Genomic DNA, 25,076 nt, shown 5'->3' on the forward strand with positions numbered 1-25,076 from the left:
CCCGACCACGACCAGCCATGAGCGACAGCGTCTCAGACCTGATCGATCGCCTGCACGACGAAGCCGAACAGGACCGTCCGTCCGAGGACACCCCCGACGTGGGGATCGTCATGGGCAGCGATTCGGACCTCGAGACGATGATGACCGGCGGCGAGCGCCGCGGAGCCTACGACGCCTTCGTGGACGAACTCGACTTCGCTGAACAGACGGATTACGAGCACCCGCCCGACGAGCGTTTTACCTTCGAGACGTACGTTACCTCCGCCCACCGCACGCCCGACTTAATGACGGCTTACGCCGAGACGGCCGAGGACCGCGGCCTCGAGGTCGTCATCGCCGGCGCCGGCGGCAAGTCGGCTGACCTGCCGAACATGACCGCCTCGATCGCGTACCCGCTGCCGGTCATCGGGGTGCCGGTCCAGGAGAAGTCCGTCGACAGCGTCATCGGCATGCCGACCGGCGCGCCGCTGGTCGCGGTCGACGCTGGGAAGTCGTTCAACGCCGCGCTGTCGGCAGCCCAGATCCTCGCCCGGCAACACGAGACTGTCCGCGACCGGCTCGTGGCGTACCACCAGGACCTGCGCGAGGGCGTCGGCGACGTCTCTCGAGAACTCCACGACAGCGGGACGCCCGCGTTTCAGCAGCGCGACTGACGAAACACAGCCTGAAACCGGTCGTTCCACCCCTCTCGAGTCCGGTACCCGTTCGGATATCCGAACCGGTTCGGTAGCGTGACCGTCTCGGTGCAGTGTGCGTATCGAACCATTTCCACCGCGAGTAATACTCGATTTCCGATTCGGCCACACCTCGGACAGCCATATATAATTTAAGGTGATTATTCATCAGGATCGTTTCGGGCTGAAGTCGCGCTACGGGCCCGCGTCCCCCCGAAAAGGGAAGAATCAACCCTTATATGCGTGCGGTTTGAAGCTCCGAACGTTACCGAGATGAATGATTGGATCGCCATCGGGGCGTTGGCGCTCGTCGGGGTACTGATACCGTTCAGTATGATGGCGGCATCGTACCTCCTGCGGCCCACCGTGCCCGAAACGAGCAAACGCGCCACCTACGAGAGTGGCGAGATTCCGACCGGCGGAACGCGCATCCGGTTCAACATCCAGTACTACATGGTTGCGCTTCTGTTCGTCGTCTTCGATATCGAAGCCGTCCTCCTGTTCCCGTGGGCGGTCGTCTATCGGGATGCGCTCGCGGCGGATATCCCGCTCGTCCGCGCGCTCGGGCCGATGCTGTTGTTCGTCGCCATCCTGCTCGTCGGACTCGCGTGGGCGTGGCGCAACGGCGCGGTACAGTGGGCACGGACACCCCGCCAGCTGGATACAGACAGACTATGAGTAGCGATCAACCACGCCAGACAATCCACGGCAGCACCGCACCGTCGACGGACACCCGCGACTCGCGGATCGGCGAGGGTGCCGACGACCGATTCAACTCCAAACTCCGCGAGGCCTTCGGCTCCACCCCGTTCATCCTCACGAAGTTCGACAAGTTCATGAACTGGGTTCGGGGCAACTCGATGTTCATGCTGCAGTTCGGGATCGCGTGTTGCAGCATCGAGATGATGCACACGTACGCGATCAAACACGACCTCGACCGCTTCGGAGCCGGGGTCCCCCGCGCGTCACCGCGGCAGGCCGACGTGATGATCGTCCCCGGGACGATCGTCTCGAAGTTCGGCCCCCGCATGAAGCGGGTCTACGACCAGATGCCCGAACCCAAGTTCGTCGTCGGCATGGGCTCGTGTACCATCTCCGGCGGCCCGTTCCAAGAGGGGTACAACGTGGTCAAAGGGGCCGAGGAGATCATCCCCATCGACATCCACGTCCCCGGCTGCCCGCCGCGACCGGAGGCGCTCGTCTACGGCATCGCCAAACTCCAGGAACGCATCCGCAACGGCGAGTCGACCCCCGTCGTGGTCAAACCGTACGAACTCGAGGAGTTCGGCGACCTGCAGAAGGACGAACTCGTGCAGAAACTCGCCGACGACATCGACGAAGACGACCTCGTCATGCGCTACAACTGGGCTGATTCACCATGAGCACGGGACTCGAGCGAGGACAGCGACCGCCGGTCGAAGTCTCGGAGGACGAACTCGAGGCGCTGATCGGCGACCGCGCGCTCGCACGCGACGATCACCTGAACGCACCGGGCTTCGTCATCCGACCCGACGACGTCCAGAGCGTCCTCTCGGATCTGCGTGACGAGGCCGGCTTCGACCACCTGGCCTGTCTCACGGCTCAGGAGTACCCCGACCGGTACGAATCGATCTACCACCTCCGGAAGTACGTCGATCCGACCCAGGAGGTGAGCGTCGTCGTGCCGACGACCACCGACGAGCCGGTCAGTCAGACCGCCGAACCGGTGTTCCGGACCGCCGACTGGCACGAACGGGAGGCGTTCGACCTCGTCGGCATCGACTACGAGGGCCATCCGGATCCGCGACGGATCCTCCTGCCCGAGACCTGGCAGGGTCACCCGCTCTCGCGGGGCTACGATCAGGAGAAACCGCAGATCGTCACCCTGACCGAACACGCCAATCCGGTCCAGCCGGACCACCACGACGACGAGTCGGACACGATGTTCCTGAACATCGGTCCCCACCACCCGGCGACCCACGGCGTGCTCCACATCGAGACAGTCCTCGACGGCGAGACGGTCGTCGACGTCGATCCGGACATCGGCTACCTCCACCGTTGCGAGGAGCAGATGTGCCAGCAGGGCACCTACCGCCACCAGATCATGCCCTACCCGGATCGCTGGGACTACGTCTCGGCCGGCCTCCTCAACGAGTGGGCCTACGCGCGAGCGGCCGAGGACCTCGCGGACATCGAGGTCCCCGACTACGCGCAGGTCATCCGGACGATGGGCGCGGAGCTCTGCCGGATCGCCTCGCACATGCTCGCGCTGGCGACGTTCGCGCTGGACGTCTACGGTGACTTCACCGCCATCTTCCAGTACGGGATGCGCGACCGCGAAGTCGTACAGGACATACTCGAGGATCTCACCGGCCAGCGGCTCATGTTCAACTACTTCCGACTGGGTGGGGTCGCCTGGGACCTGCCCGAACCCCGCGAGGAGTTCGTCGAGAAGACGCGGGACTTCCTCGACGGGCTTCCCGCCAAGGTCGACGAGTACCACGACCTACTGACCGGCAACGAAATCTTCCAGATTCGGACGCACAACACGGGCATCTTAGAGCCCGAGGTCGCCAAACAGTACGGCTGTACCGGGCCCGTCGCCCGCGGCTCCGGGATCGACTACGACCTCCGTCGAGACGACCCCTACGGCTACTACGAGAACCTCGAGTGGGACGTCGTCACCAAGGACGGCTGCGACAACTACAGCCGCGTGCTCGTTCGCATGCAGGAGGTCGAGGAGTCCGCGAAGATCATCGAGCAGTGTCTCGACCTGCTCGAGGACTGGCCCGAAGACGAGCGGACGGTCCAGAGCAACGTCCCGCGGACGCTCAAGCCGGACGCGGACACGGAGATCTACCGCAGCGTCGAGGCCGCGAAGGGCGAACTCGGAATCTACATCCGCTCGGACGGGACGGACAAGCCGGGGCGGTTCAAGATTCGGAGTCCGTGCTTCCACAACCTCTCGGCGCTGCCCGAGATGTCCGAAGGCGAGTACGTCCCGGACCTGATCGCGTCGCTGGGCAGCCTCGACATCGTTCTCGGGGAGGTGGACCGCTAGTATGTCGGCTGGCGTCTCTGCGTATCCGCTCCAGGATACGGTCTTGCTCCCCGAACGGATCGGCGAACTGACCGGTCTCGACGGATTCGGGCTCGCCGGTGAGCTCGTCGCGGCGTTCGTCGCGGCCGCCATCGTCGGCAGCCTGATGCTCGCGATGACCGGCGTCGCGGGGCCGTGGGCGAAGCGAAAGATCACCGCTGCCTTCACCGACCGAATCGCGGTCAACCGGCTCGGGCCGGCGGGCATCTTCATCATCGTCGCCGACGCGGTCCGGCTCCTCTCGAAGGAGCTGATCATTCCCGAGAACGCGGACCGGCCGGCCTACGACCTCGCGCCGATCGTCGTCGCGGGATCGGCGCTGCTTGGCTTCGCCGTGATCCCGATGGGCAGCGGGATCCACCTCGCGGATCCGGAGGTCGGGCTCGCTTACGTCTTCGCAGTGTCGGGCATCGCGAGCATCGGCCTGGTGATGGCCGGCTACTCGTCGTCGAACAAGTACTCCCTGATCGGCGGGCTCCGTGCGGTGGCACAGAACATCGCTTACGAGATCCCGCTGGTCGTCACCGGGATGTCGGTCGTGATCTTCGCCGGCACCTTGCAGATGGGCGAGATCGTGGCTGCACAGCACGAGACGCTGGTGGAGATCGCTGGCGTCTCGATTCCGACGTGGTACGCGCTGGTCAACCCCTTCGCGTTCGTCCTGTTCCTCGTCGCGAACTTCGCGGAGGTCGGCCGCAACCCCTTCGACACGCCGGAGGCACCGACCGAAATCGTCGCAGGCTACCAGACCGAGTACTCCTCGGTCTACTTCGTGTTGATCTACCTCGGGGAGTTCCTCCACATCTTCCTCGGCGGTGCGATCATCGCGACAATCTTCCTCGGCGGCCCCGCCGGGCCCGTGCTGCCGGGAATCGTCTGGTTCCTCATCAAGATCTGGGCGGTGTTCCTCGCGACGCAGTGGCTGCGCTCGGCCGTGCCGCGGGTTCGAATCGACCAACTGATCGAGATCGGCTGGAAGGGGCTGCTGGTGCTGGCCTTCGCCAATCTCGTCCTGACAGCGGTAATCGTGGGGCTGATAGCATGATCGGGATACTCAAATCGATGGCAACGACGATGAAGCATGCGCTGGACGGCTCCACCTTCACGGTGGAGTACCCGGAGACCGCACCCGACGTGTCGCCACGCTTCCGCGGCGTCCACAAGTTCAGTCAGGAGCGGTGCATCTGGTGTCGGCAGTGCGAGAACGTCTGTCCGAACGACACGATCCAGATCGTTATGGACGAGCAGCGAAACGGCGAACAGTACAACCTCCACATCGGGCAGTGCATCTACTGTCGGCTCTGTGAGGAGGTCTGTCCTGTCGACGCCATTCTGCTGACGGAGAACTTCGAGTTCACCGCGGACACGAAACACGACTTCGTCTACAACAAAGAGCAGCTGAAGGCGGTGCCGTGGTACAAGGACATCGATCCGCTGGCCTCGCGCGAACCCGACCGGGGCGCGTGGGTCGGCGAGGGTGAGGGAGAGGTCGACTACCAGTAACGGGTCCGCCCGTCCCGCAAACGGGCACCAACTACCAACACATGAACTACGAGCTGATCGCGTTCGCGCTGTTCGCGTTCGTCACGCTGGCCAGCGCGGTGGGTGTCGTCCTCGTGCAGGACCCGTGGCATTCGGCGCTCCTGCTCGGCGTGGCGCTGCTCAGCGTGGCGGTCCACTACGTGATGCTGGCGGCGGAGTTCGTCGCGATGATGCAGGTCCTCGTCTACGTCGGCGGGGTCCTCGTCCTCATCACGTTCGCCGTCATGCTGACCCAGCGCGACGAATCCGACGCCGACGCAGAGGTGGTACAGGCATGACGACCGGTCCGAAGCTCCGACTCGGCAAGACGCTCGTTCCGGGACTGCTCGCCGTCGGGCTGTTCGGCGTGATGGCGCTCATTACGTTGAACACGGCGTTCGAGCCGATGACCCAGGCCGCGGGGGCCGGCTTCCCCAACGACGTCTCCATCACCGCCGAGCTCGGCTACGCGCTGTTCGGCTTCGACGAACTCCAGCAGATCGGCGGCACCGAACCGTTCCTCGCCGCCGTCTTGCTCGTCGCGGTCGCGCTCGACGCCGCGCTCGATGCCTCGCTCGTCCTCGCGAAACGCGAGGAGAGTGGCGAACCCGTCGCCGCGCTCTCGACGACCGGCGACGCCTCGAGCGCCAGCGAGGGAGCGCAACCGACCGTCGCCGACGGCGGTGAGCGGTCCGCGGATGGACCGCGATCCACGTCAGACCGAGGGTCTGACGGCGGTGAGCCGAGCGAAGTCGAGGCCGACGAATCTGCCGATGGGGAAGGTGAGACCCGATGACCGTCGACGTACAGTACTACGTACTGCTGTCGATGGCGCTGTTCTCCATCGGGCTGTTCGGTATTCTGACGCGTCGCAACGCACTGTTGTTCCTGATGTCCGTCGAACTGATGCTGAACGCGGCGAATATCAATCTGATCGCGTTCGCGTTCTATCACGGCAACCTCACGGGCCAGCTGTTCGCGCTGTTCACGATGGCGCTGGCCGCCGCCGAGGTGGCCGTCGGACTCGGGATCATCCTGGTGCTGTACCGTAACTTCCGTGACGTCGACGTCACGGTTCCGACGACGATGAGGTGGTAAGATGGCAGCAACAGCAACAGGACCGTTCGGATTCGCACCGGCGATCGCAGTGCTCCCGCTCGTGGCCTTCGCCGTCACGCTGCTGTTCGGGAAACACCTGCCGAAGAAAGGCGCGTTCCCCGGCATCATCGCGACGGCGGGCTCGCTCCTGATCTCGCTCGTCATGTTCGCGAGCGTCGCCGGCGGGAACGCCCATCACACGACGTTGTACGAGTGGACGGCCGGTTCGGCCGCCAGCGAAACCGGCGTCGAGACGATCGCCTTCTCGTTCGGGATCCTGATCGATCCGCTCTCGGCGCTCATGCTGGTGATCGTCTCGCTGGTCGCCCTCCTCGTCCACGTGTTCAGCCTCGGATACATGAACGCCGAAGGGGAGACCGGACTGCGGCGGTACTACGCCGAACTCGGCCTCTTTACCTTCAGCATGCTCGCGTTCGTCTTCGCGGACAACCTGCTGATGGCGTTCATGTTCTTCGAACTCGTCGGGCTGTGTTCGTACCTGCTGATCGGGTTCTGGTTCCGCACGGAATCCGCGCCCTCGGCCGCGAAGAAGGCGTTCCTCGTCACCCGTTTCGGTGACTACTTCTTCCTGATCGGGGTCGTCGCCATCGCGGCGACGTTCGGTACAGTCGGCTTCGCCGGCGAGGAGTCGTTCGTCGCCGCCGCGGAGACGGCGATCGACGACGGCGCGACGCTGTTCGGGTTCGACGCCCAGACGTGGGTGACGATCACCGGACTGCTCGTGCTCGGCGGGGTGCTGGGCAAGTCCGCACAGTTCCCCTTCCACACCTGGCTGCCCGACGCGATGGAGGGTCCGACCACCGTCTCCGCGCTCATTCACGCGGCGACGATGGTCGCGGCCGGCGTCTACCTCGTCGCGCGGATGTTCGGCTACTACGCCCTGTCGCCGACCGCGCTGGCGATCATCGCCTTCGTGGGCGGCTTCACCGCGCTCTTCGCGGCGACGATGGGTGTCGTCAAAGACGACATCAAGCAGGTACTGGCCTACTCGACGATCAGCCAGTACGGCTACATGATGCTCGGCCTCGGGGTCGGCGGCTACGTCGCCGGGGTCTTCCACCTCATGAACCACGCCTTCTTCAAGGCGCTGCTGTTCCTGGGTGCCGGGGCCGTCATCGTCCTCATGCACCACGAACAGGACATGTGGGAGATGGGTGGCCTGAAGGACAAGGCGCCGATCACCTACTACACGTTCCTCGCCGGCGCGCTCGCGCTCGCGGGGATCGTCCCCTTCTCGGGCTTCTGGTCGAAAGACGAGGTCCTGTTCGACGCGCTGATCGTCGGTTTAGAGCAGCCAGTCATCCTCGCGGCCTACGCGATGGGGCTCGTGGCGGTGTTCTTCACCGGCTTCTACACGTTCCGAATGGTCTTCCTGACCTTCCACGGCGAGCCGCGGACCGAGACGGCCGAGGACCCGCACCCGGTCGGCTGGTCGATCAAGGTGCCCCTGCTCGCGCTGGGCGTCCTCGCGGCCGTCGCCGGACTGGTAAACATGGCCCCGGTCGCCAAACTCGCGGGGATGGACATCACGTTCCTCGAGTTCTGGCTCGACGGCGAGTACGGCTACGTCGAGGGGCTGACCTATCACGCCTACCACGAGACGGTGGCCTTTGAGGAGGGCGCCATCGGGTCCGAAACGACCACGTTGCTGTTGAGCGCCGGGCTCTCGCTCGGGCTGGCGCTGGCCGGCGCGTTCGCGGCACACACGCTGTACAACGTGCCCGAGCCGGAACGCCACACCCGGAAACTCGGCGGCGCGTACCGCGTCCTCAAGAGCAACTACTACCAGGACGAGTACCAGGTCTGGCTCGCCCGCGGATTCACGCTGCCGCTTGCTCGAGCCGCAGACCGATTCGATCAGACGATCGTCGACGGCGTCGTCAACGGCACGTCGACGATCAGTCTGTTCGGGAGCAACTGGATGAAACGACTACAGACGGGTATCGTGACTAACTACGCGGCGTTGCTGGTCGCCGGGTTTATCGGCTTATTGCTGATTCTCGGCGTTCTCGGAGGGTGGTTCGTATGATGATAGAGATTCTGCTCGCGGTGACACTGGTGGGCGCGCTGGTCACGTTCGTCGCGCCGAATCGTATCGCTGGCAAACTGGCGTTCGCGATCAGCCTCGTCCCGGCGGCGCTGTCGCTGTGGCTGTTCGCCGCCTTCGACGGCAGCGGGAACGCCTTGCTCGACGGCGAACTCGCGTTCGAGTCGCAGGCGGCGTGGCTCGAGGTCGGCGAGTACACGATCTCGTGGTTCGTCGGGCTCGACGGGATCAGCCTACCGCTGGTCGTCCTGACGACGATCCTCTGTACGCTCGCGATCGTCAGTTCGTGGACGCCGATCGACGAGCGCGAGTCGCAGTTCTACGGTCTGATCCTGTTCATCGAGGCGATGCTGATCGGCGTCTTCTCGGCGCTCGATTTCTTCCTGTGGTTCGTCTTCTGGGAGGCAGTCCTGATCCCGATGTACCTGCTGATCGGCATCTGGGGCGGTCCACGCCGGAAGTACGCCGCGATCAAGTTCTTCGTCTACACGAACGTCGCGTCGCTGGTGATGTTCGGCTCCTTCATCGCGCTGGTCTTCGGGCTCGACGTCTCGTCGTTCGCGCTGCCCGAGATTGCGACGGCGATGCTCGAGGGCGGGCCAGGCAGCTTCTTCGGCCTCGAGGGGACGACCCTCGCGTCGGTCGTCTTCGTCGGGCTGTTCCTCGGCTTCGCGGTGAAGGTGCCCGTGGTGCCGTTCCACACGTGGCTGCCGGACGCCCACGTCGAGGCACCGACGCCGGCGTCGGTGCTGCTGGCGGGGGTCCTGCTGAAGATGGGGACCTACGCCCTGCTGCGGTTCAACTTCACGATGTTCCCGGAGCAGGTCGCGACCTACGCAGTCCCGATCGCAGCGGTCGCGGTCATCAGCGTCATCTACGGGGCGATGCTCGCGCTCGCCCAGACCGACCTCAAACGGATCGTCGCCTACTCGTCAGTCTCCTCGATGGGCTACGTCATCCTCGGACTGGTCGCCTACACCCAGTTCGGGGTCGGCGGCGCGACGTTCCAGATGGTCTCGCACGGCCTCATCTCGGGGCTGATGTTCATGGCCGTCGGCGTCATCTACAACGCCACCCACACCCGGATGGTCACCGACATGTCCGGGATGGCAGATCGGATGCCGATCGCGGTCGGGATCCTGATCGCCGGCGCGTTCGGCTACATGGGGCTGCCGCTGATGTCCGGCTTCGCCGCCGAGTACTTCATCTTCTTCGGCGCGTTCGGTGCCGGCTTCGACTACGCGCCCCTCTTTACGGCGCTCGCGATGTTCGGCATCGTCATCGTCGCCGGCTACCTGCTGTTCGCGCTCCAGCGGACGGTGTTCGGCCCGTATCGACTCGAGACCGACTACGAGGTCGGCCGCGCGCCAGTCCACGACGTCGCGTCGATGGTCGTCCTGCTGGGACTGATCATCGCGCTGGGCGTGGCCCCCGACCTGATCTTCGACATGATAACCGACGCAATCGATCCGATCATCCAGCAGGGAGGTGAGCTCTGATGGCGGTCGTCCAACTCCCCGAGTGGGCGGCGCTCGCGCCGGCACTGATTCTGGCCGGGACGGCACTCGTCCTGTTTCTGATAGACAGCATCGACCCGCGCTCGACGAACCGGCCGCTGCTGGCCGGTACCGCCGTCGTCGGCTCGCTGGCCTCGCTGGCCGTCGCCGTCTGGTTCACCGTCGCCGGCGTCGGCGCGACGGGGATCGAGAACTACGGCGTCATCGAGATCATGGGCGGCCAGTTCGTCGTCGACCGATTGGCGCTGTACTTCATGATCATCATCGCGACCGTCACCGCGCTCGTCGCGGTCGCGAGCTACGACTACCTGCGGGATCACACCTACCAGGCCGAGTACTACTCGCTCGTGACCCTCGCGGCGACCGGGATGGCGATGATGGCCGCCTCGAACAGCCTCGTGACGATCTTCATCGCCCTCGAGCTGACGAGCCTGCCGTCGTACGCACTTGTCGCGATCCTGAAGGACAACCGCGGCAGCGTCGAAGCGGGACTGAAATACTTCCTGATCGGCGCGCTGTCCTCTGCGATCTTCGTCTACGGCGTGTCGCTGGTCTACGGCGCGACCGGCTCGCTGCGGCTCCCGGACATCGCGACGGGACTGCAAAACGCCGGCGAGATGGGCGGCCTGCTCGGACTGGGCATCCTGATGCTGATCGGTGGGATCGCGTTCAAGACCGCGAGCGTCCCCTTCCACTTCTGGGCTCCGGAGGCCTACGAGGGCGCGCCCGCGCCGATCTCCGCGTTCCTCTCCTCGGCCTCGAAGGCTGCCGGCTTCGTGCTCGCCTTCCGCGTGTTCACGACGGCGTTCCCGCTCGAGGCGACGACCGACGTCATCGGTGTCGAGTGGACGTGGGCGTTCGTTATCCTCGCGCTCGTCACGATGACGGTCGGCAACTTCGCGGCCGCGACCCAAGAGAACGTCAAGCGGATGCTCGCGTACTCCTCGATCGGCCACGCCGGCTACGTGCTGATCGGGCTGGCGGGAATCACGGCCGACGGCGGCGAGTTCGTCATGGGCGCGGCCATGATGCACCTGCTCGTCTACGGCTTCATGAACACGGGCGCGTTCCTGTTCGTCGGGCTGGCCGAGTACTGGGGTGTCGGCCCCCGATTCGAGGACTACAACGGCCTCTCGAAGAAGGCACCCGTCGCCTGCGCCGCGATGGCCGTCTTCATGTTCAGCCTCGCGGGCGTCCCACCGTTCGGCGGGTTCTGGAGCAAGTACCTGCTGTACACCGCGACGCTCGAGGCGGCCGCGGACAACACGGTCTTGCTCGTCCTCGCCGGCGCGCTCGTCGTCAACAGTGCGCTGTCGCTGTACTACTACTCGCGGCTGGTCAAGGCGCTCTGGATCGAGGAGCCGATCATCGACCGGGAGCGGCTGGCCCAGCCGACCGCGCTCTACGCGGCGGTCGTCGCCGCCGCCGTGATGACGGTGGTCATCCTGCCGGCGTTCGATCCGATTGCCGACGCCGCGCTCGAGGCGGCCGCCGCGGTCATCGCCTGACGAGAGGGACCCGGTAGCTTTTACCCGTCGCGGTCGCAAGCCGCGACAAATGGTTTTCTGGCTCGTGCTCGGCTGCGGGACCATCTGTCGGCAGGTCACGCAGCGACTGTCCGAGCGCGGCGGCGGGCGATTGCTCGCCATCACCGACGACGAGGGCGTCGTCGAGACCCTGCGCGACGAGAGTGTGCCGGCCAGACGTGCCAATCCGGCCGACCCGGAGACGATCGCGACGGTCGATACCCCGGACGTGATCTTCGTCGCCGGCGACCGCACCGACGTCAATCGGACCGCGCTCGAGGCCGCCCGGGACCGGTTTCCGGACGCGGCGATCGTAGCCTACGTGGGCGGCAACGCGACCGCAGCCGACCGCGAGCGGTTCGACGACCTCGCCGATCGCCTCGTCGACCCCTCGAGCGCCATCGCCGAACGGGTGCTCGAGGACGCGGCGAGTCCGTCGGCCGAAGCCGCTATCGAACTTCGGGAGCTGCTGTCCGGGATCGACGGCCGGCTCGCGGTGGTGGCCCACGACAACCCGGACCCCGACGCGATCGCCAGCGCGGTTGCGCTCGCCGACATCGCCGACTTCGTTGGGGTCGACGCCGACGCCTGCTACTTCGGCGACATCTCTCATCAGGAGAACCGAGCGATGGTCAACCTGCTCGATCTCGACCTGCGAAATTTGGATCCCGGCGACTCGCTCGAGGAGTACGCGGCGTTCGCGTTGGTCGACCACTCGCGGCCCGGTGTCAACGACCAGTTGCCCGTGGATCTCCGTCCGGACATCGTCATCGACCATCACCCGCCGCGGGGTCCGGTTCCCGGCGAGTTCGTCGATCTGCGCCAGGGGGCCGGTGCGACCAGCACCGTCCTGACCGAGTACGTCGACCGGTTCGATCTCCCGTTCGACCCGTCGACGGCAACTGCGCTGTTGTACGGTATCAGAGTCGACACGAACGACTTCACCCGGGAAGTTTCGCCCGCCGACTTCCGGGCCGCGTCGCGCCTGTATTCGCACGTCGATACGTCGCTCCTCCGCCAGATCGAACAGCCCTCGCTCGAGGGCGACACTTTGGAGACGATCGCACGGGCGATCAAGAACCGCGACCAGCGCGATTCCGTGGCCGTCGCCAGCGTCGGCCGGATCGGCGACCGCGACGCGCTCCCCCAGGCGGCCGACCAGTTGCTCGCGATGGAGGGTGTCGAGACGACGCTCGTCTTCGGCTTCGACGGTGAGATGGTGTATCTCTCGGCCCGATCGCGAGCGGCTGACGTCGACTTGGGCGAGACGCTCCGGGACGCCTTCGATCGGATCGGCAGCGCCGGCGGTCACGCCGACATGGCCGGCGCGCAACTCGAGATCGGGATCCTCGGCAGCGCCGACGGCGAGGAGGAGATCGAGTCGATCGTCAGCGTCGTCGAGGAGGTCATCACCAACCGATTCTACGAGGCCCTGGAGACGCGACCGGGGGTTCCGGTGGGGGCCTACACGCAGACCAGCGAGTGGCTGTTCACGCAGCGAGGCGAGCGCGAAGACGGCGAATCGGCGTGATTCGAGGCCGACCGCAGTGACAGTACTTTTGCGCGCGGCTCCCGTTTATGCCGGTATGGAGGTCGTGTCGGACCGGACGAAACCACGAGTCAAGGACTACATGACGCGCGACGTGGCGACGGTGTCGCCCGACGAGACCGTCAGCGATGTCGCGACGCGGATCGCCGAGAGCGAGGAGCACAGCGGCTTTCCCGTCTGCGAGCGTCGCCGCGTCGAGGGCTTCGTCAGCGCCCGCGATCTGCTGCTCGCCGAGGACGACGATCCGATTTTCAAGGTCATGGCGACCGATCTGCTGGTCGCCCACCCGGACATGAAAGTAAACGACGCCGCCCGGGTCATCCTCCGATCGGGCATCCAGAAACTCCCCGTCGTCGACGACGCAGGTAACCTCGTGGGGATCATCTCCAACGCCGACGTCATCCGGAGCCAGATCGAGCGCGCGACCCCCGAGAAGGTCGGCAAGCTGATGCGCACCCTGGAACAGATCCACGAGATCGACCTGACCGAAGAGCGGCGCACCATCCCCCTCGAGGACCTCACGCCGACGCAAGGCCGGGTCTACGCCGACGAACTCGAGGGGCGGCGCTACGAACTCGAGCGCGGCCTGGCCGAGCCGCTGGTGGTCATCGACAACGACGGAACCCTCTTGCTGGCGGACGGCCACCACCGCGTGCTCGCGTCCGACCGGCTCGGGATCGACGAGATGGACGCCTACGTCATCGTCGTCGACCAAGAGATCGATCTCGGCATGGCGCAGACGGCCGAGAAGGAAGACCTCGAGCGGATCGACGACATCGAAGTCGTCGACTACGCACGCCATCCGCTCGTCCGGACGACACAGCGGCTCCAGTCCGACGAGGACGACGTCGAAAAGGAGTGAACGCCCCGTTTGGGAGGAGCCGCCTGCGACGCTGTCTCACGTTCTTCGCGGACGGACGGTCAGTACCGTCGACCGCTGGTGAGGGTTTTCCGTGTCCGCGCAGTACCTCGTCCGATGGCTGGATCACGCAATCCTGACCGAGTCCTGCTGGCCGGTGCTAGCGGCGCGACCGGACAGGAACTCCTGTCCGTTCTCCGACCGACCGACCTCGACGTCCGCGCGACGACGCGATCGTACGCCAACGTCGACACGCTCGAGCGCCACGGCGCGGACGAGGTGATGGTGGCCGACTTCTTCGAATCTGCCGACGCCGTCGCGGCGGTCGAGGACTGCGATATCGTCTGCTGTGCGCTCGGGACGCCGCCGAGTTACCGCCACGTGACCGGCGGAAAGCTGGTCGACCGAACGGGCGTCATCAACCTCGTGACTGCCGCGGTAGCCGAAGGGGTCTCGCATTTCGTCCTCGAGAGCGCAATCGGCGTCGGAAACTCGAAGGCGGGGATGCCGCTCCCGGCCCGGCTCGTCGTTCGAGGTTCGCTGTCGGCCAAGCACGACGCCGAGGTGTCGCTTCGCCGGTCGGGAGTACAGTACACGATCATCCGTCCGGGGAAGCTCACGAACGACCCGCCGAGCGACGACATCCTCGTCGGTGAGGGCGGCGACTCCGTCTCGGGGTCGATCCCGCGGGCCGACGTCGCCCGGATCATGGCCGCCGCGCCGTTCACGCCGGACGCGCGCAATCGGACGTTCGAGGTCGTCAGCCGCGATGGGCTCTCCGGAACGCCGACGAACCTCGTCGACGTCGACTGGGCCGACGACCGGCTCACGGCCGCGTACGAACGCCACCAGCACTGACCGCCGCGTCGCCGCCGACGGCCGGTTCTCACCGCGACCCGTCGTCCCCGAACCTTCATTGCGTCGTCGGCAAATATTACGACCATGTACGACGAGGACGAGCTCCGGGAAATCCGCGACGCTGGAGAGCGATGGGAAGCCGAGACGCTCGAGTCGGTCCTCGAGCGCCACGGCGAACGGCAGGACCGGTTCGCGACCGTCTCGAACCACGAGGTCGACCGCCTGTATACGCCGGCGGACGTCTCGGAACTGGACTACCTCGAGGACCTCGGCTTCCCGGGCGAGGAGCCCTACACGCGCGGACCGTACCCGACGATGTACCGCGGGCGGACGTGGACGATGCGACAGTTCGCCGGCTTCGGCACCGCAGAGGAGACCAACGAGCGGTTTCACTACCTGATCGACGAGGGCCAGACCGGGCTTTCCGTGGCCTTCGACATGCCGTCGTTGATGGGGCTGGACTCGGACGACCCGATGAGCGAAGGCGAGATCGGCAAGGAAGGCGTCGCGGTCGACACGCTCCGAGATATGGAAATCCTCTTCGACGGGATCGATCTCGCGGAGATCTCGACGTCCTTTACGATCAATCCCTCCGCGCCGGTGATCTACGCGATGTACGTCGCCCTGGCCGATCGACGCGGAGTACCGCGAGAACAGCTTCGCGGCACCCTGCAGAACGACATGTTCAAGGAGTTCATCGCGCAGAAGGAGTGGGTGATCCCGCCCGAACCCTCCCTCGATCTCGTGACAGACGTCCTCGAGTTCAGCACCGAGGAGACGCCGAAATTCCATCCCATCTCGGTCTCGGGCTACCACATCCGCGAGGCGGGATCGACGGCGGTACAGGAGCTGGCGTTCACCCTCGCGGACGGCTTCGGCTACGTCGAGGACGCCGTCGACCGCGGGCTCGAGGTCGACGAGTTCGCGCCGCGGCTCTCCTTTTTCTTCAACTGCCACAACTCCTTCTTCGAGGAGATCGCGAAGTTCCGCGCGGCCCGCCGGATCTACGCGCGCGTGATGGACGACTGGTACGACGCCGAGGCCGACGAGTCGAAACGGCTGAAGTTCCACACGCAGACGGCGGGCCAGTCGCTGACGGCCCAGCAGCCGCTGAACAACGTCGTCCGGGTGACGATTCAGGCGCTGGCCGGCGTCCTCGGGGGCACCCAGTCGCTGCACACCAACAGCTTCGACGAGGCGCTGGCGCTGCCCGGCGAGAAGGCCGTCCGGGTCGCCCTGCGAACCCAGCAGATCATCGCGGAGGAGTCCGGCGCGGCCGACATCGTCGACCCGATGGGCGGCTCCTTCGCCGTCGAGACGCTCACCAACGAGATCGAGGAGCGGACGATGCGCTACATCGAGGAGATCCGCGAGATGGGCGACGGCTCCGTCCGCGACGGTATCCTCAAGGGCATCGAGGACGGCTACTTCCTCCGGGAGATCCAGGAGGCCTCCTACGAGTACCAGGAGCGCGTCGAGCGCGGCGAGGAGGTCGTCGTCGGCGTCAACGAGTACACCCTCGAGGAGGACACCAGTCCCGACATCCTCCAGATCGACGAGACCACGGCCGAGCGCCAGCTCGACCGCCTCGAGTCGGTGAAAGAAGAGCGCGACGACGAGGAAGTCGAGGACGCGCTCGAGGCGCTCGACGACGCCTGCGAGCGCGGCGAGAATACGATGCCGTACATCGTCGACGCGGTGAAAGCTTATGCGACGATGGGCGAAATTATGGGCGTCTTCGAGGAGCGGTACGGTGCCTACAGCGAGCAGATAGGACTGGCCTGATCGCGACTCGAGCGCGGAATTGGTGCGAACCCGCCCGAATCGCCGGCTACGCAGTATCCCCGTCCCGCGTGTCGACGCGCCGCGAGACGGCGTGGACGACGAGTCCGGCCGTCGTCAGTGCGATCCCCATCGCGACGGCCCCGTAGGCGGCCAGCGTGAGCGGTGAGACGGGGACTGCGATCGTGAAGAGCGTAATTTCGTTCACGCCCATCTGGGTCGGGAGGGTCGCACCGAGCAACGCGCCGAAGGCGGCGGTCGCGGCGACCAGCGCGAGGCCTAGGCTCACGACGACGCTCCGACCGGTGAGCCGACGACCGTCAGGCACGATATCAGGGACGCCACTGCGGAAGTAGGTTTTTGCGCCCGGACGGTGAGCGAGTGCACATGAAGGAGAAGGAACTGTTCTTGCTCCTGCTGGTCGGTATCGCGGCCCTGATGGCGGTGACCGGGTTCGTTCTCATCATCAATTGAACCGGTGGGTATCGACGCTCGGACGACCGTCAGGTCTCGGACGAATCGCCTCGCGTACGGTCGTCCGTCTCGATCCTCCTGGCCGCGACGAGGGTCACGATCGCCAGCGAGAGCATCGTCGTCACGAGAATGGCGAACTGAACCGTCGACTGGAGGAGATCGAACCCCCACGGGTTGAACAGCGCGAAGACGGCGACGAAGAAGCCGATGATCAGGAACGGAATGGCATTGACTGCGAGGTCGAGCGCGATCTCCGCGTCGTAGGCACGTCGGCTCATGGTTCGGTCTTGGATCTCGGTTTCGCGACGGCTATCGCTCGTCTCGAGCCCGCCGAAATCGGAGGACGGTGGCTCCGGCCATCGTCACGACGCCCGCCCCGACGAGTGCGACGCCGCGACTCGTCAGCCCCGAGAGGGGCTCGAGGAGGCCGATCGGCAGTGTCCCGGTCCCGTGAGCGGCCAGCACCGCGCCGATGACGACGAACGCGGCACCGAAACCGGCCGCGAGCCTGCCGGGCCGATCGACGTACTCGGCGTCGGTTAGAATGCCGGCGACGCTCGCTGCGAAGACGACGAGACCGGCGACGGCGACGGGGAGGAGGCCCACGACGAGCCCGACCTCCGAGCCGACGAGTCCGAGAGCGACGAGGAGCGGCCACGGCTTCGCGGCGTCGGCCCGCTCGGATCTGACCTGCCTCGAGTGGTCGGCCATATCCGCCGTTCAACGTCGGGGGTGTAGTATCTGGCCCTACCCGTCGGGTTCCGTGACGGTCGTGGTGTCGTGACGGCAGTTCGGCCCGTCACCCGGCGGTCACCGGCGGAAAGGTCATCGTCGCACCCGGCCTACTAGTGACATGGTATTGAGAGAACGATCGCCCGGCGTCCCCGTTCCTCTCTCCGGCGGCGGGACGTTCGCCCGCGTCACCGCTTGTCGACTGCCGTCGCCCCTCTCGAGGTCGGAGGCGGCCGATGACTGAGCCGATCCCCGAGGATTTCGATTCGACCGCGCACGAGGAGCGCAACGTCGCCACCGTCGCGGCGACGGACCGCGAGGAGTTCCTCGCGCTACTGCCCCACTATTACCGCGGCGAGATGTCGCAGTCTGGGAACCTCCTCTCGCGGCTCGACCTCACGACCGACTGGGCCATCGTCGCGGTCACGGCCGTTCTCGCGCTCGCCTTTCAGGGCGGCGACGTCTCCGCGTACCTGCTGTTGATCGGCATCGTCGGCGTCTCGCTGTTCCTCCTGTTCGACGTCCGGCGGTACCGGGTCTACGACGCCAGCCGCGCCCGTATCCGCCTCATCGAGGAGAACGTCTTCGCGAACGCCCTCGAGCCGAGCGACGCGGTGCTCGAGGCGTGGCGGGCCGAACTCGCCGAGGATCTGCGCCGGCCGACGTTCAAGGTCTCCTACTGGGAAGCCATCTCACGTCGGCTGCGCCGCATCTACTACCCGCTCTACCTGCTGCTGGGGATCGCGTGGCTCTTCCGGATCACGCTGTACACGCCGAAGGAGACGTGGACGCAGACCGCCTCCGTCCCCGGCGTTTCGGGTCCGATCGTCGTCGCCGTCGTCGCCGCGTTCTTCCTCGCGGCGACGGTGGTCACCGTCTGGCCGCGCGGTCGGGAGGCGAAAGGCGAGTTTCACGGGGAGAAGTCGGGACGGTGGAAAGACTGATACCGCACGGATCCGCTACTCGTCGCGGTCGATGACGAACTCCGTGAACTCCTCGAGTTTCCGGGTCGTTTCGTCGTCGAAATCGAGGCCCTCGATCGCTGCGCGCGCCTCTGCGGCCAACTCGAGTGCGCGTTCGCGGGCGTACTCGACGCTGCCGGCGTCCTCGAGGATCTCGAGGGCCTCGAGGATCTCGTCGTCGGTGTTGTCGTCGGCCTCGAGGATGTCCTGCAGTCGGCGGGCGCGCTCCGGCTCGCTTTCGCCTACGGCGTGAATGACCATGAGCGTCTTCTTGCCCTCGCGGATGTCGTTGCCGAACTCCTTTCCGAACTCACCGGCTCGCCCGAGGGAGTGTTCGACGTCGAGGATGTCGTCGCCGATCTGGAAGGCGACGGCAGTCAGTTCGGCGTACGTGGCGACGGCTGCCTCGACCTCGCGGGGCTGACCGGTGATGATCGCGGCCAGCCGGGCGACGATCCGACCGAGACAGCCGGTCTTGCACGCGCACATCTCGAGGTACTCCTCGGTGCCGACCCGGACCTCGCGTTCGTTGTGCCAGCAGATGTCCATCCCCTGGCCGAGGTGGGTCCGGTTGAGTTCCTCCATCAGCATCTCGTAGGCGGCGAGCTGACGGTCGGCCGGGAGGTCGGCCGGGTCCTGCGTGATGACCTTCAACGGCAGGAAGTACATCGCGTTGCCGGCGTTGAGCGCGATGTCGCGACCGTAGACCCGATGTAACGCCGGTTCGCCGCGTCGGATCGTCGCGCCGTCCTCGACGTCGTCGACGATGATCGTCCCGTTGTGGAGGATCTCCGGGATACAGGCGTAGGGCAAGTACTCGGCGGGGTCCTCGCCGAACCCCTCGACGAAGACGAGGAAAAGTATCGCGCGCCACCGTTTGCCGCCGCGGTCGAGCAGTTCCCACAGCGGCGTCGCAAGCGCGCGCTGGATGCCCTCGGGATCGTACTCGTAGGTGGGGGACCCGAAAAACGACTCGAGGTAGTCGGCGTCGATCTCGCGTGGGACCAGGTCGGCGATCGCCTCGTCGACGGCCGGCCGCCAGTCGGCAAGCGTCTCCCGCATACCCGCACCGAGAGGGAGCGACGTAAAAAAGATTCGCAGTTCTACCTGTCAGCAACGACTAACAGCGAGCCGTCGATTCTCCCGGACCGCGCCCGAGCGATACAGTTACAGAGCCGTATCTCGACGCCTCATCCATGTCCGACTGGATCGGCTCGATTTTCGAGAGCGACGCCGGCTGGGACCACCTCGAATCACTGGTCGACGTGGGGAACCGCATGGCCGGCAGCGAGGGCGAACGCGAGGCCGCCGAACTGACCCGGGACGCGCTGGCCGAGGCCGGCGCGCGAGACGCCCGCCTCGAGTCCTTCGAGATACAGGGCTGGACGCGGGAAGACAGCGCGATCACCGCCGGCGACACGACGCAGGACTGCATCGCCCTCCCGCGCAGCCCCGACGAGCGCGTCGTCGCGCCGCTGGTCGACCTCGGCTACGGGCTGCCCGCGGACTTCGAAGACACCGACGTCGAGGACGCGATCGTCATGGTCCGCAGCGACGTGCCGGGCTACTACGACCGGTACCTCCACCGCCGTGAGAAGTACCACCACGCTATCGAGCACGGCGCGGTGGGGTTCGTCTACCGCAACCACGTCGAGGGCTGTCTCCCGCCGACCGGCAGCGTCGGCTGGAAAGACGAGCCGATCGGGCCGATCCCGGCCGTCGGCGTCTCGAGCGAGGTCGGCGCGCGGCTGGGCCGCCGGTTCGACGGCGAATCCATCACGCTGTCGGTCGAGGCGGATATCCATCCCGCCGAGAGTCAGAACGTCCGGGCCGGACTCGGCCCGGATACCGACGAACGCCTCCTCGTGACGAGCCACGTCGACGCCCACGACATCGCCGAGGGCGCGATGGATAACGGCGCGGGGACCGCCATGGTGGTCGAGATCGCCAACGCGCTGGCCGCTCGGGAGGACGACCTCGAGACGCGCGTCGAGTTCGTCGCGTTCGGCGCGGAGGAGGTCGGTCTCCTCGGCTCGACGACGTACGCCGAGCAGGCGGACAGCGAGTCGATCAAAGCGGTAGTCAACAGCGACGGCGTCGTCCGCGATCGGACGCTCTCGATCGTCACGCAGGGGTTCGACGCGCTCGGCGAGACGGCCGACGAGATCGCGGACCGTTACGATCACCCGATCGGGACGGTGCCGAAACTCGGCCCCCACAGCGACCACTGGTCGTTCGTCGAATCCGGCGTCCCCGGCTGTCACGTCAAATCGATCTCCGACGGAGAGGGCCGCGGCTGGGGCCACACCTTCGCCGACACGATCGAGAAGCTCGAGCCCCGAAACCTGACAGAACAGGCAATCCTCCTGACCGCGTACGTCGTCGCACTCGCTCGCGAGGACGTGGCGATCGAGCCCAGGGAACCGGCCGACATCGCGGCCGACCTCGAGGAGCAGGGCCTCGCGGAGGGAATGAAGGTCACCGGCGACTGGCCGTACGACGAATAGATCGCGCGGCGTCGGTGAGGCGATCTCGCGGACAGATCGCCGCCGGCGCGCGGTCGGGGACCGACAACCGTACGCTTTTGAGCGGGCCGTGTGAACTGACGGTCATGGATACCGCGTGGCGCGCGGGCGAGGACCCCGTCGTCGGCGTCGTCGATCGCGACGAGGCGACGAGCGACGCCGCGGACGTCGGCTCTCGCCTCGAGACCGACGCTCTCGAGGCGGCGCTCGCCGGCGACGCGACGGTCGTGGGCGGCGACCTCGAGGACGTCCTCGCGGCCGAACCGACGGTACTTGTCACGGCCGGCGAAGCACCCTTGTCGGCGGCCGCCCGCGCCGGCGTCGACGTTCCCGTGCTCCCGGTCGGCCCGGTCGACGGCATCGAGTCGGCCGATCGCGAGCGGTTGCCCGCCGCGCTCGCGGCGGCGATCGAGGGCGACGCCGTCCGACGTACACATCCCGTTCTGGGCGTCGAGATCGAGCCTGCGGCCGAATCCGGCGCGAGCGAGCTCGAGGGCCGCGAGCGGGCGCTGTTCGACGTGACGCTCGTGACCGACGAACCGGCCCGCATCTCGGAGTACGGCGTTCACAGCCGCGGGGAGACCGTCGCGACCTTCCGCGCCGACGGCGTCGTCGCGGCGACGCCGGCCGGCAGTCACGGCTACGCGAGCACCGTCGACGCACCCCAGCTCTCTTCGGCCGTCGACGCGGTCGCGGTCGCCCCAATCGGCCCCTTCGTCACCCAGACCCGACAGTGGGTGCTGCCGGACGACGGTCTCGCGGTGACGGTCGAACGGGAGGAGGGCGACGTCGCGCTCGTCGTCGACGGTCACTCGGTCGGTACCGTCTCCCTCGACTCTACGGTGACCGTCGCTGCGGTCGGCACGCTCGAGGCGCTGTCCGTTCCCGCCGAGCGCCTCGGGCGTGAGTAACGCGACGGGTCTCGCTCAGCTGTTGTACGGCTCCTCGTCGCGGTGGTGATCGGGGTTCGCGTTCTCGAGGGCGTCGTCCTCCCGGTCGTCGGACTTGTGTTCGATGTCCTGGCGACGCTGTTCTTCGTCCTGTCGCTCGCGGGCTTCCTTCTCTTCCTCGGTGAGTTCCGTTTCCTCCTCGTCGTCGGGATCTGACTTCTCCTTCGCGAGTTCGACGTCGCGCCCGTGTTCCTCTTTCCCCGTGTTGTCGCGCTGGTCGGAGTCGTCGGACATAGTGATCCGACTGGGGATACCCGTGAGTCGCGAAAAGGCGTTGGGCTTGCGAGGGTCGGCGACCCGAATACCGCAGCTTCAGCTCCGTCTGCAGGTCCTTACCACGGTTCGCCCGAGGCGAGGTCGACCTCGCTGTCGCCTCGCTCGGAGGGACAGATATCCGCCAGTACACAGCCGTCGCAGTCGGGTTTCCGGGCCGTACAGACCGCTCGACCGTGATCGATGCAGAGGTGAGTGAACTGCTGCCAGTGCTCCTCGGGGACGATATCCATCAGGGTCTCCTCGATCCGTTCGGGCCGTTTCTCCTCGGTCAGGCCGAGCCGCCGCGAGAGCCGCTGGACGTGTGTGTCGACGACGACCCCCTCGACGATGTCGTGGCCGTGCTGGAGGACGACGTTCGCCGTCTTCCGGCCGACGCCCGAGAGTTCCGTCAACTCGGCCATCGTGTCCGGCACCTCGCCGTCGTGGTCCTCGAGGATCGTCTGACAGGAGTTGCGGATGTACTCGGCCTTGCTGTTGTAGTAGGTGATGGAGTTCAGATCCTCGGCGAGTTCGTCCTGCGGCGCGTTCGCGTAGTCTTCGGGGCCGTCGTACTTCTCGAAGAGGTCGGCCGTCTCCGTGTTTACCCGCTCGTCCGTACACTGCGCCGAGAGGATCACCGCGATCAGCAACTCGAGTCGGTTCGAGTATCGCAGCGAGATCGTCGAATCGGGATACTCCTCCTCGAGCCGGTCGACCACCGTCTCGGCCTGCGCCTGCGTGGTCTCGCGTGGCGTTCCCATAGGAACGACGTGGCAGGCGCCCCGGTTTAGCGTTCGGGTTCGGTTCGGCCCGCCGTTCAGACGGAGGGGCACTATTATTAGGTCGGGCGCGGACCGTACCAAAAAGCGGTCGACGGGGGACGTTCAGACAATGACGGAAGACGACCGGCGCACGGCGGACGACGAGGGGAACCAGCGACAGCGCGTCGACATCCTCGACGCGGTGTTGGCCGAACTCGAGGCCGACGACGGGGCGCGAACGGCGGCGTTTCGGCGGCGGCTCGACCTCGAGCCCGAGCCGACGGTAACCGCGGGCCGACTGGAGGCCGTCGAAGACGAACTCGCGTCGCTCCGGGACGAGATCAACGACCTCGCCGCGGCCGACGCGCAGCGCCGAGCGGCGATCGAAAGCGAGATCCAGCCGCGACTCGACACCCTCGAGCGGCGACTGCGCGAGATCGACGATCAGGTGACGAACGTCCGGGCCGAAGCGGGCGGGCTCCGAACGGAGGTCACCGGCGTGCGCGACTCGCTCGAGGCCGCGTCCGACACCGGCACCGGCACCGGGTCTGGGTCTGGGTCCGGGTCCGCGTCCGACGGCGATGGCGACCCCGATATCGAGGCCCTCGCGGACGACCTCGCTGAGCTCGAGCGAACCGTCGCCGAGGCCTTCCGGGCGGTCACGTCCGAGGCCCAGAGTGATCTCGAGTCGCTGCAGGCGACGTTCCGGGCCGATATCGAGTCTCTCGAGCGGCGACTGGACGCGCTCGAGACGGCAGTCGGTGTCGACACGGACGCAGACCCCGACGACTCGTCAGCGTGATGCCGTGAGCTTTAAGCGGCCTTCATCCACCAATGAGGGTATGAAAGCCACCGCCATGGCCCACCCCATCCAGGGGCTGGTCAAGTACCACGGGATGCGCGACGAGATCGAGCGGCTCCCCTATCACGACAGCATCAGCGTCTGTACGGCCCCCAGCCACACCCGAACGACGGTCGAGTTCTCGATGGACTACGACGAGGACACGTTCATCGTCGACGGCGAGGAACTCGAGGGTCGAGCGTACGAACGGGTCGAGGCCGTCGTCGAGAAGGCTCGCTCGATGTCCGACGCCGCCCACACGGTGTATCCGGTGCGCCTCGAGAGCGAGAACAGCTTCCCCACGAACGTCGGACTGGGCTCGTCCTCGTCGGGCTTTGCGGCCGCAGCGATGGCGCTGGCCGAAGCGGCCGAACTCGACGCGTCGAAACAGGAAATCTCGACGATCGCCCGCGTCGGATCGGCCTCGGCCGCGCGAGCGGTCACTGGCGCGTTCTCACATCTCCGGACCGGCCTGAACGACGAGGACTGCCGCTCCGAGCGGATCCCCTCGAACCTCCACGAGGACCTCAAGATCATCGTCGGCCTCGTCCCCTACCACAAGGACACCGACGACGCCCACCGCGAGGCCGCCGACAGCCACATGTTCCAGGCCCGCAACGCCCACATCCACGGGCAGATCGCCAAGATGCGCGACTCGCTGCGAAACGACGACTTCGAGGGCGTGTTCGAACTCGCCGAGCACGACTCGCTCTCCCTCGCGGCGACCACCATGACCGGGCCCTCGGGCTGGGTCTACTGGCAGCCCGCTACTCTCGCCATCTTCAACAAGGTGCGCGAACTCCGCGAGGAGGAGGACATTCCAGTCTACTTCTCGACTGACACCGGCGCGAGTGTCTACGTCAACACCACCGAGGAGTACGCCGAGGAAGTCGAGGAAGCGGTCTCGGACTGCGGCGTCTCGACGACGACCTGGAACGTCGGCGGCCCCGCGAAGCTCCTCGACGAGGAGAAACACCTGTTCTGAGGGCGCTCTTCGATTACCGTTCTCGATCCCCGTGCTCGCCCTCGCGCACAGCTATACGCC

At 66.3% G+C, this 25,076-nt stretch carries 27 protein-coding genes; 21 read left to right on the plus strand and 6 right to left on the minus strand.

Annotated elements, in window-relative coordinates:
• Positions 1 to 17 precede the first annotated feature (17 nt).
• From NDO75_RS04710 to NDO75_RS04785, 16 genes are all read left to right on the plus strand, one after another.
• Positions 18 to 653, plus strand: coding sequence for an AIR carboxylase family protein (locus tag NDO75_RS04710; protein WP_310904937.1), 636 nt, complete (start codon positions 18 to 20; stop codon positions 651 to 653).
• 294 nt (positions 654 to 947) lie between these two features.
• The gene (locus NDO75_RS04715; protein WP_310904938.1) at positions 948 to 1,352 is read left to right on the plus strand and encodes an NADH-quinone oxidoreductase subunit A; all 405 of its coding nucleotides are present in this window, start codon (positions 948 to 950) and stop codon (positions 1,350 to 1,352) included.
• Positions 1,349 to 2,056, plus strand: coding sequence for an NADH-quinone oxidoreductase subunit B (locus NDO75_RS04720; protein WP_310904939.1), 708 nt, complete (start codon positions 1,349 to 1,351; stop codon positions 2,054 to 2,056). The genes NDO75_RS04715 and NDO75_RS04720 overlap by 4 nt, the downstream gene beginning before the upstream one ends.
• A complete protein-coding gene (locus tag NDO75_RS04725; RefSeq protein ID WP_310904940.1) occupies positions 2,053 to 3,714 on the plus strand; it encodes an NADH-quinone oxidoreductase subunit D in 1,662 nt (553 codons plus the stop codon). The genes NDO75_RS04720 and NDO75_RS04725 overlap by 4 nt, the downstream gene beginning before the upstream one ends.
• Position 3,715: 1 nt before the next feature.
• A complete protein-coding gene (locus tag NDO75_RS04730) occupies positions 3,716 to 4,798 on the plus strand; it encodes a complex I subunit 1 family protein (RefSeq protein ID WP_310904941.1) in 1,083 nt (360 codons plus the stop codon).
• Entirely contained in the window at positions 4,795 to 5,256 is a 462-nt protein-coding gene (locus NDO75_RS04735; RefSeq protein WP_254522901.1) for an NADH-quinone oxidoreductase subunit I, read from the plus strand. The genes NDO75_RS04730 and NDO75_RS04735 overlap by 4 nt, the downstream gene beginning before the upstream one ends.
• Before the next feature lie 41 nt (positions 5,257 to 5,297).
• A complete protein-coding gene (locus tag NDO75_RS04740) occupies positions 5,298 to 5,573 on the plus strand; it encodes an NADH-quinone oxidoreductase subunit J (protein ID WP_310904942.1) in 276 nt (91 codons plus the stop codon).
• Entirely contained in the window at positions 5,570 to 6,070 is a 501-nt protein-coding gene (locus NDO75_RS04745) for a hypothetical protein (protein ID WP_310904943.1), read from the plus strand. The genes NDO75_RS04740 and NDO75_RS04745 overlap by 4 nt, the downstream gene beginning before the upstream one ends.
• On the plus strand, positions 6,067 to 6,372 hold the full coding sequence (gene nuoK, locus NDO75_RS04750) for an NADH-quinone oxidoreductase subunit NuoK (protein ID WP_310904944.1): 306 nt from the start codon (positions 6,067 to 6,069) through the stop codon (positions 6,370 to 6,372). Before NDO75_RS04745 ends, nuoK begins: the two co-directional genes overlap by 4 nt.
• Position 6,373: 1 nt before the next feature.
• Positions 6,374 to 8,422, plus strand: coding sequence for an NADH-quinone oxidoreductase subunit L (nuoL, locus tag NDO75_RS04755; protein WP_310904945.1), 2,049 nt, complete (start codon positions 6,374 to 6,376; stop codon positions 8,420 to 8,422).
• Positions 8,419 to 9,939 (plus strand): NuoM family protein, encoded by a 1,521-nt coding sequence (locus NDO75_RS04760; protein WP_310904946.1) that lies wholly within the window; start codon positions 8,419 to 8,421, stop codon positions 9,937 to 9,939. The genes nuoL and NDO75_RS04760 overlap by 4 nt, the downstream gene beginning before the upstream one ends.
• Complete coding sequence (locus tag NDO75_RS04765; RefSeq protein ID WP_310904947.1) at positions 9,939 to 11,465, plus strand: NADH-quinone oxidoreductase subunit N; 1,527 nt, start codon at positions 9,939 to 9,941, stop codon at positions 11,463 to 11,465. Before NDO75_RS04760 ends, NDO75_RS04765 begins: the two co-directional genes overlap by 1 nt.
• Positions 11,466 to 11,514: 49 nt before the next feature.
• Positions 11,515 to 13,014: a DHH family phosphoesterase gene (locus tag NDO75_RS04770; protein WP_310904948.1), complete on the plus strand. Its 1,500-nt coding sequence runs from the start codon at positions 11,515 to 11,517 to the stop codon at positions 13,012 to 13,014.
• A gap of 55 nt (positions 13,015 to 13,069) precedes the next feature.
• Entirely contained in the window at positions 13,070 to 13,894 is an 825-nt protein-coding gene (locus NDO75_RS04775; protein WP_310904949.1) for a CBS domain-containing protein, read from the plus strand.
• Between the two features lie 114 nt (positions 13,895 to 14,008).
• Positions 14,009 to 14,749, plus strand: coding sequence for an NAD(P)-binding oxidoreductase (locus NDO75_RS04780; RefSeq protein WP_310904950.1), 741 nt, complete (start codon positions 14,009 to 14,011; stop codon positions 14,747 to 14,749).
• A gap of 84 nt (positions 14,750 to 14,833) precedes the next feature.
• Positions 14,834 to 16,534, plus strand: a complete 1,701-nt coding sequence (locus tag NDO75_RS04785) for a methylmalonyl-CoA mutase family protein (RefSeq protein WP_310904951.1) — start codon at positions 14,834 to 14,836, stop codon at positions 16,532 to 16,534.
• A 46-nt stretch (positions 16,535 to 16,580) separates the two neighbouring features.
• On the opposite strand, the gene NDO75_RS04790 is transcribed toward NDO75_RS04785, so the two are convergent.
• The 3 genes from NDO75_RS04790 to NDO75_RS04800 all read right to left on the minus strand — a co-directional run bounded on the left by NDO75_RS04790 (position 16,581) and on the right by NDO75_RS04800 (position 17,716).
• Entirely contained in the window at positions 16,581 to 16,820 is a 240-nt protein-coding gene (locus NDO75_RS04790; protein WP_310904952.1) for a hypothetical protein, read from the minus strand.
• 214 nt (positions 16,821 to 17,034) lie between these two features.
• Positions 17,035 to 17,283 (minus strand): DUF6684 family protein, encoded by a 249-nt coding sequence (locus NDO75_RS04795; protein WP_310904953.1) that lies wholly within the window; start codon positions 17,281 to 17,283, stop codon positions 17,035 to 17,037.
• A gap of 31 nt (positions 17,284 to 17,314) precedes the next feature.
• Entirely contained in the window at positions 17,315 to 17,716 is a 402-nt protein-coding gene (locus NDO75_RS04800; RefSeq protein WP_310904954.1) for a hypothetical protein, read from the minus strand.
• A 257-nt stretch (positions 17,717 to 17,973) separates the two neighbouring features.
• On the opposite strand from NDO75_RS04800, the gene NDO75_RS04805 reads away from it, so the two are divergent.
• Complete coding sequence (locus NDO75_RS04805) at positions 17,974 to 18,681, plus strand: DUF2270 domain-containing protein (protein ID WP_310904955.1); 708 nt, start codon at positions 17,974 to 17,976, stop codon at positions 18,679 to 18,681.
• A gap of 15 nt (positions 18,682 to 18,696) precedes the next feature.
• On the opposite strand, the gene NDO75_RS04810 is transcribed toward NDO75_RS04805, so the two are convergent.
• Positions 18,697 to 19,761, minus strand: coding sequence for a polyprenyl synthetase family protein (locus tag NDO75_RS04810; protein WP_310904956.1), 1,065 nt, complete (start codon positions 19,759 to 19,761; stop codon positions 18,697 to 18,699).
• Between the two features lie 134 nt (positions 19,762 to 19,895).
• Here NDO75_RS04810 and NDO75_RS04815 point away from each other — a divergent pair, with 134 nt between their 5' ends.
• Both NDO75_RS04815 and NDO75_RS04820 read left to right on the plus strand, forming a co-directional pair.
• Positions 19,896 to 21,206 carry a M28 family metallopeptidase gene (locus tag NDO75_RS04815; protein ID WP_310904957.1) on the plus strand — a complete coding sequence of 437 codons (1,311 nt, stop codon included), beginning with the start codon at positions 19,896 to 19,898 and terminating at the stop codon, positions 21,204 to 21,206.
• Positions 21,207 to 21,310: 104 nt separating this feature from the next.
• Positions 21,311 to 22,135, plus strand: coding sequence for an NAD(+)/NADH kinase (locus NDO75_RS04820; RefSeq protein WP_310904958.1), 825 nt, complete (start codon positions 21,311 to 21,313; stop codon positions 22,133 to 22,135).
• A gap of 15 nt (positions 22,136 to 22,150) precedes the next feature.
• Here the strand turns inward: NDO75_RS04820 and NDO75_RS04825 are convergent, their stop codons facing one another.
• On the minus strand, positions 22,151 to 22,408 hold the full coding sequence (locus tag NDO75_RS04825) for a hypothetical protein (RefSeq protein ID WP_310904959.1): 258 nt from the start codon (positions 22,406 to 22,408) through the stop codon (positions 22,151 to 22,153).
• Positions 22,409 to 22,506: 98 nt separating this feature from the next.
• Entirely contained in the window at positions 22,507 to 23,190 is a 684-nt protein-coding gene (gene nth, locus NDO75_RS04830) for an endonuclease III (protein ID WP_310904960.1), read from the minus strand.
• 130 nt (positions 23,191 to 23,320) lie between these two features.
• On the opposite strand from nth, the gene NDO75_RS04835 reads away from it, so the two are divergent.
• Both NDO75_RS04835 and mvaD read left to right on the plus strand, forming a co-directional pair.
• Positions 23,321 to 23,992, plus strand: coding sequence for a hypothetical protein (locus NDO75_RS04835; protein ID WP_310904961.1), 672 nt, complete (start codon positions 23,321 to 23,323; stop codon positions 23,990 to 23,992).
• Positions 23,993 to 24,032: 40 nt separating this feature from the next.
• Positions 24,033 to 25,016 carry a phosphomevalonate decarboxylase MvaD gene (mvaD, locus tag NDO75_RS04840; protein ID WP_310904962.1) on the plus strand — a complete coding sequence of 328 codons (984 nt, stop codon included), beginning with the start codon at positions 24,033 to 24,035 and terminating at the stop codon, positions 25,014 to 25,016.
• The last annotated feature ends 60 nt before the right edge of the window (positions 25,017 to 25,076 follow it).

Source organism: Natrinema sp. 1APR25-10V2 (assembly GCF_031626495.1).
Taxonomy (GTDB): domain Archaea; phylum Halobacteriota; class Halobacteria; order Halobacteriales; family Natrialbaceae; genus Natrinema.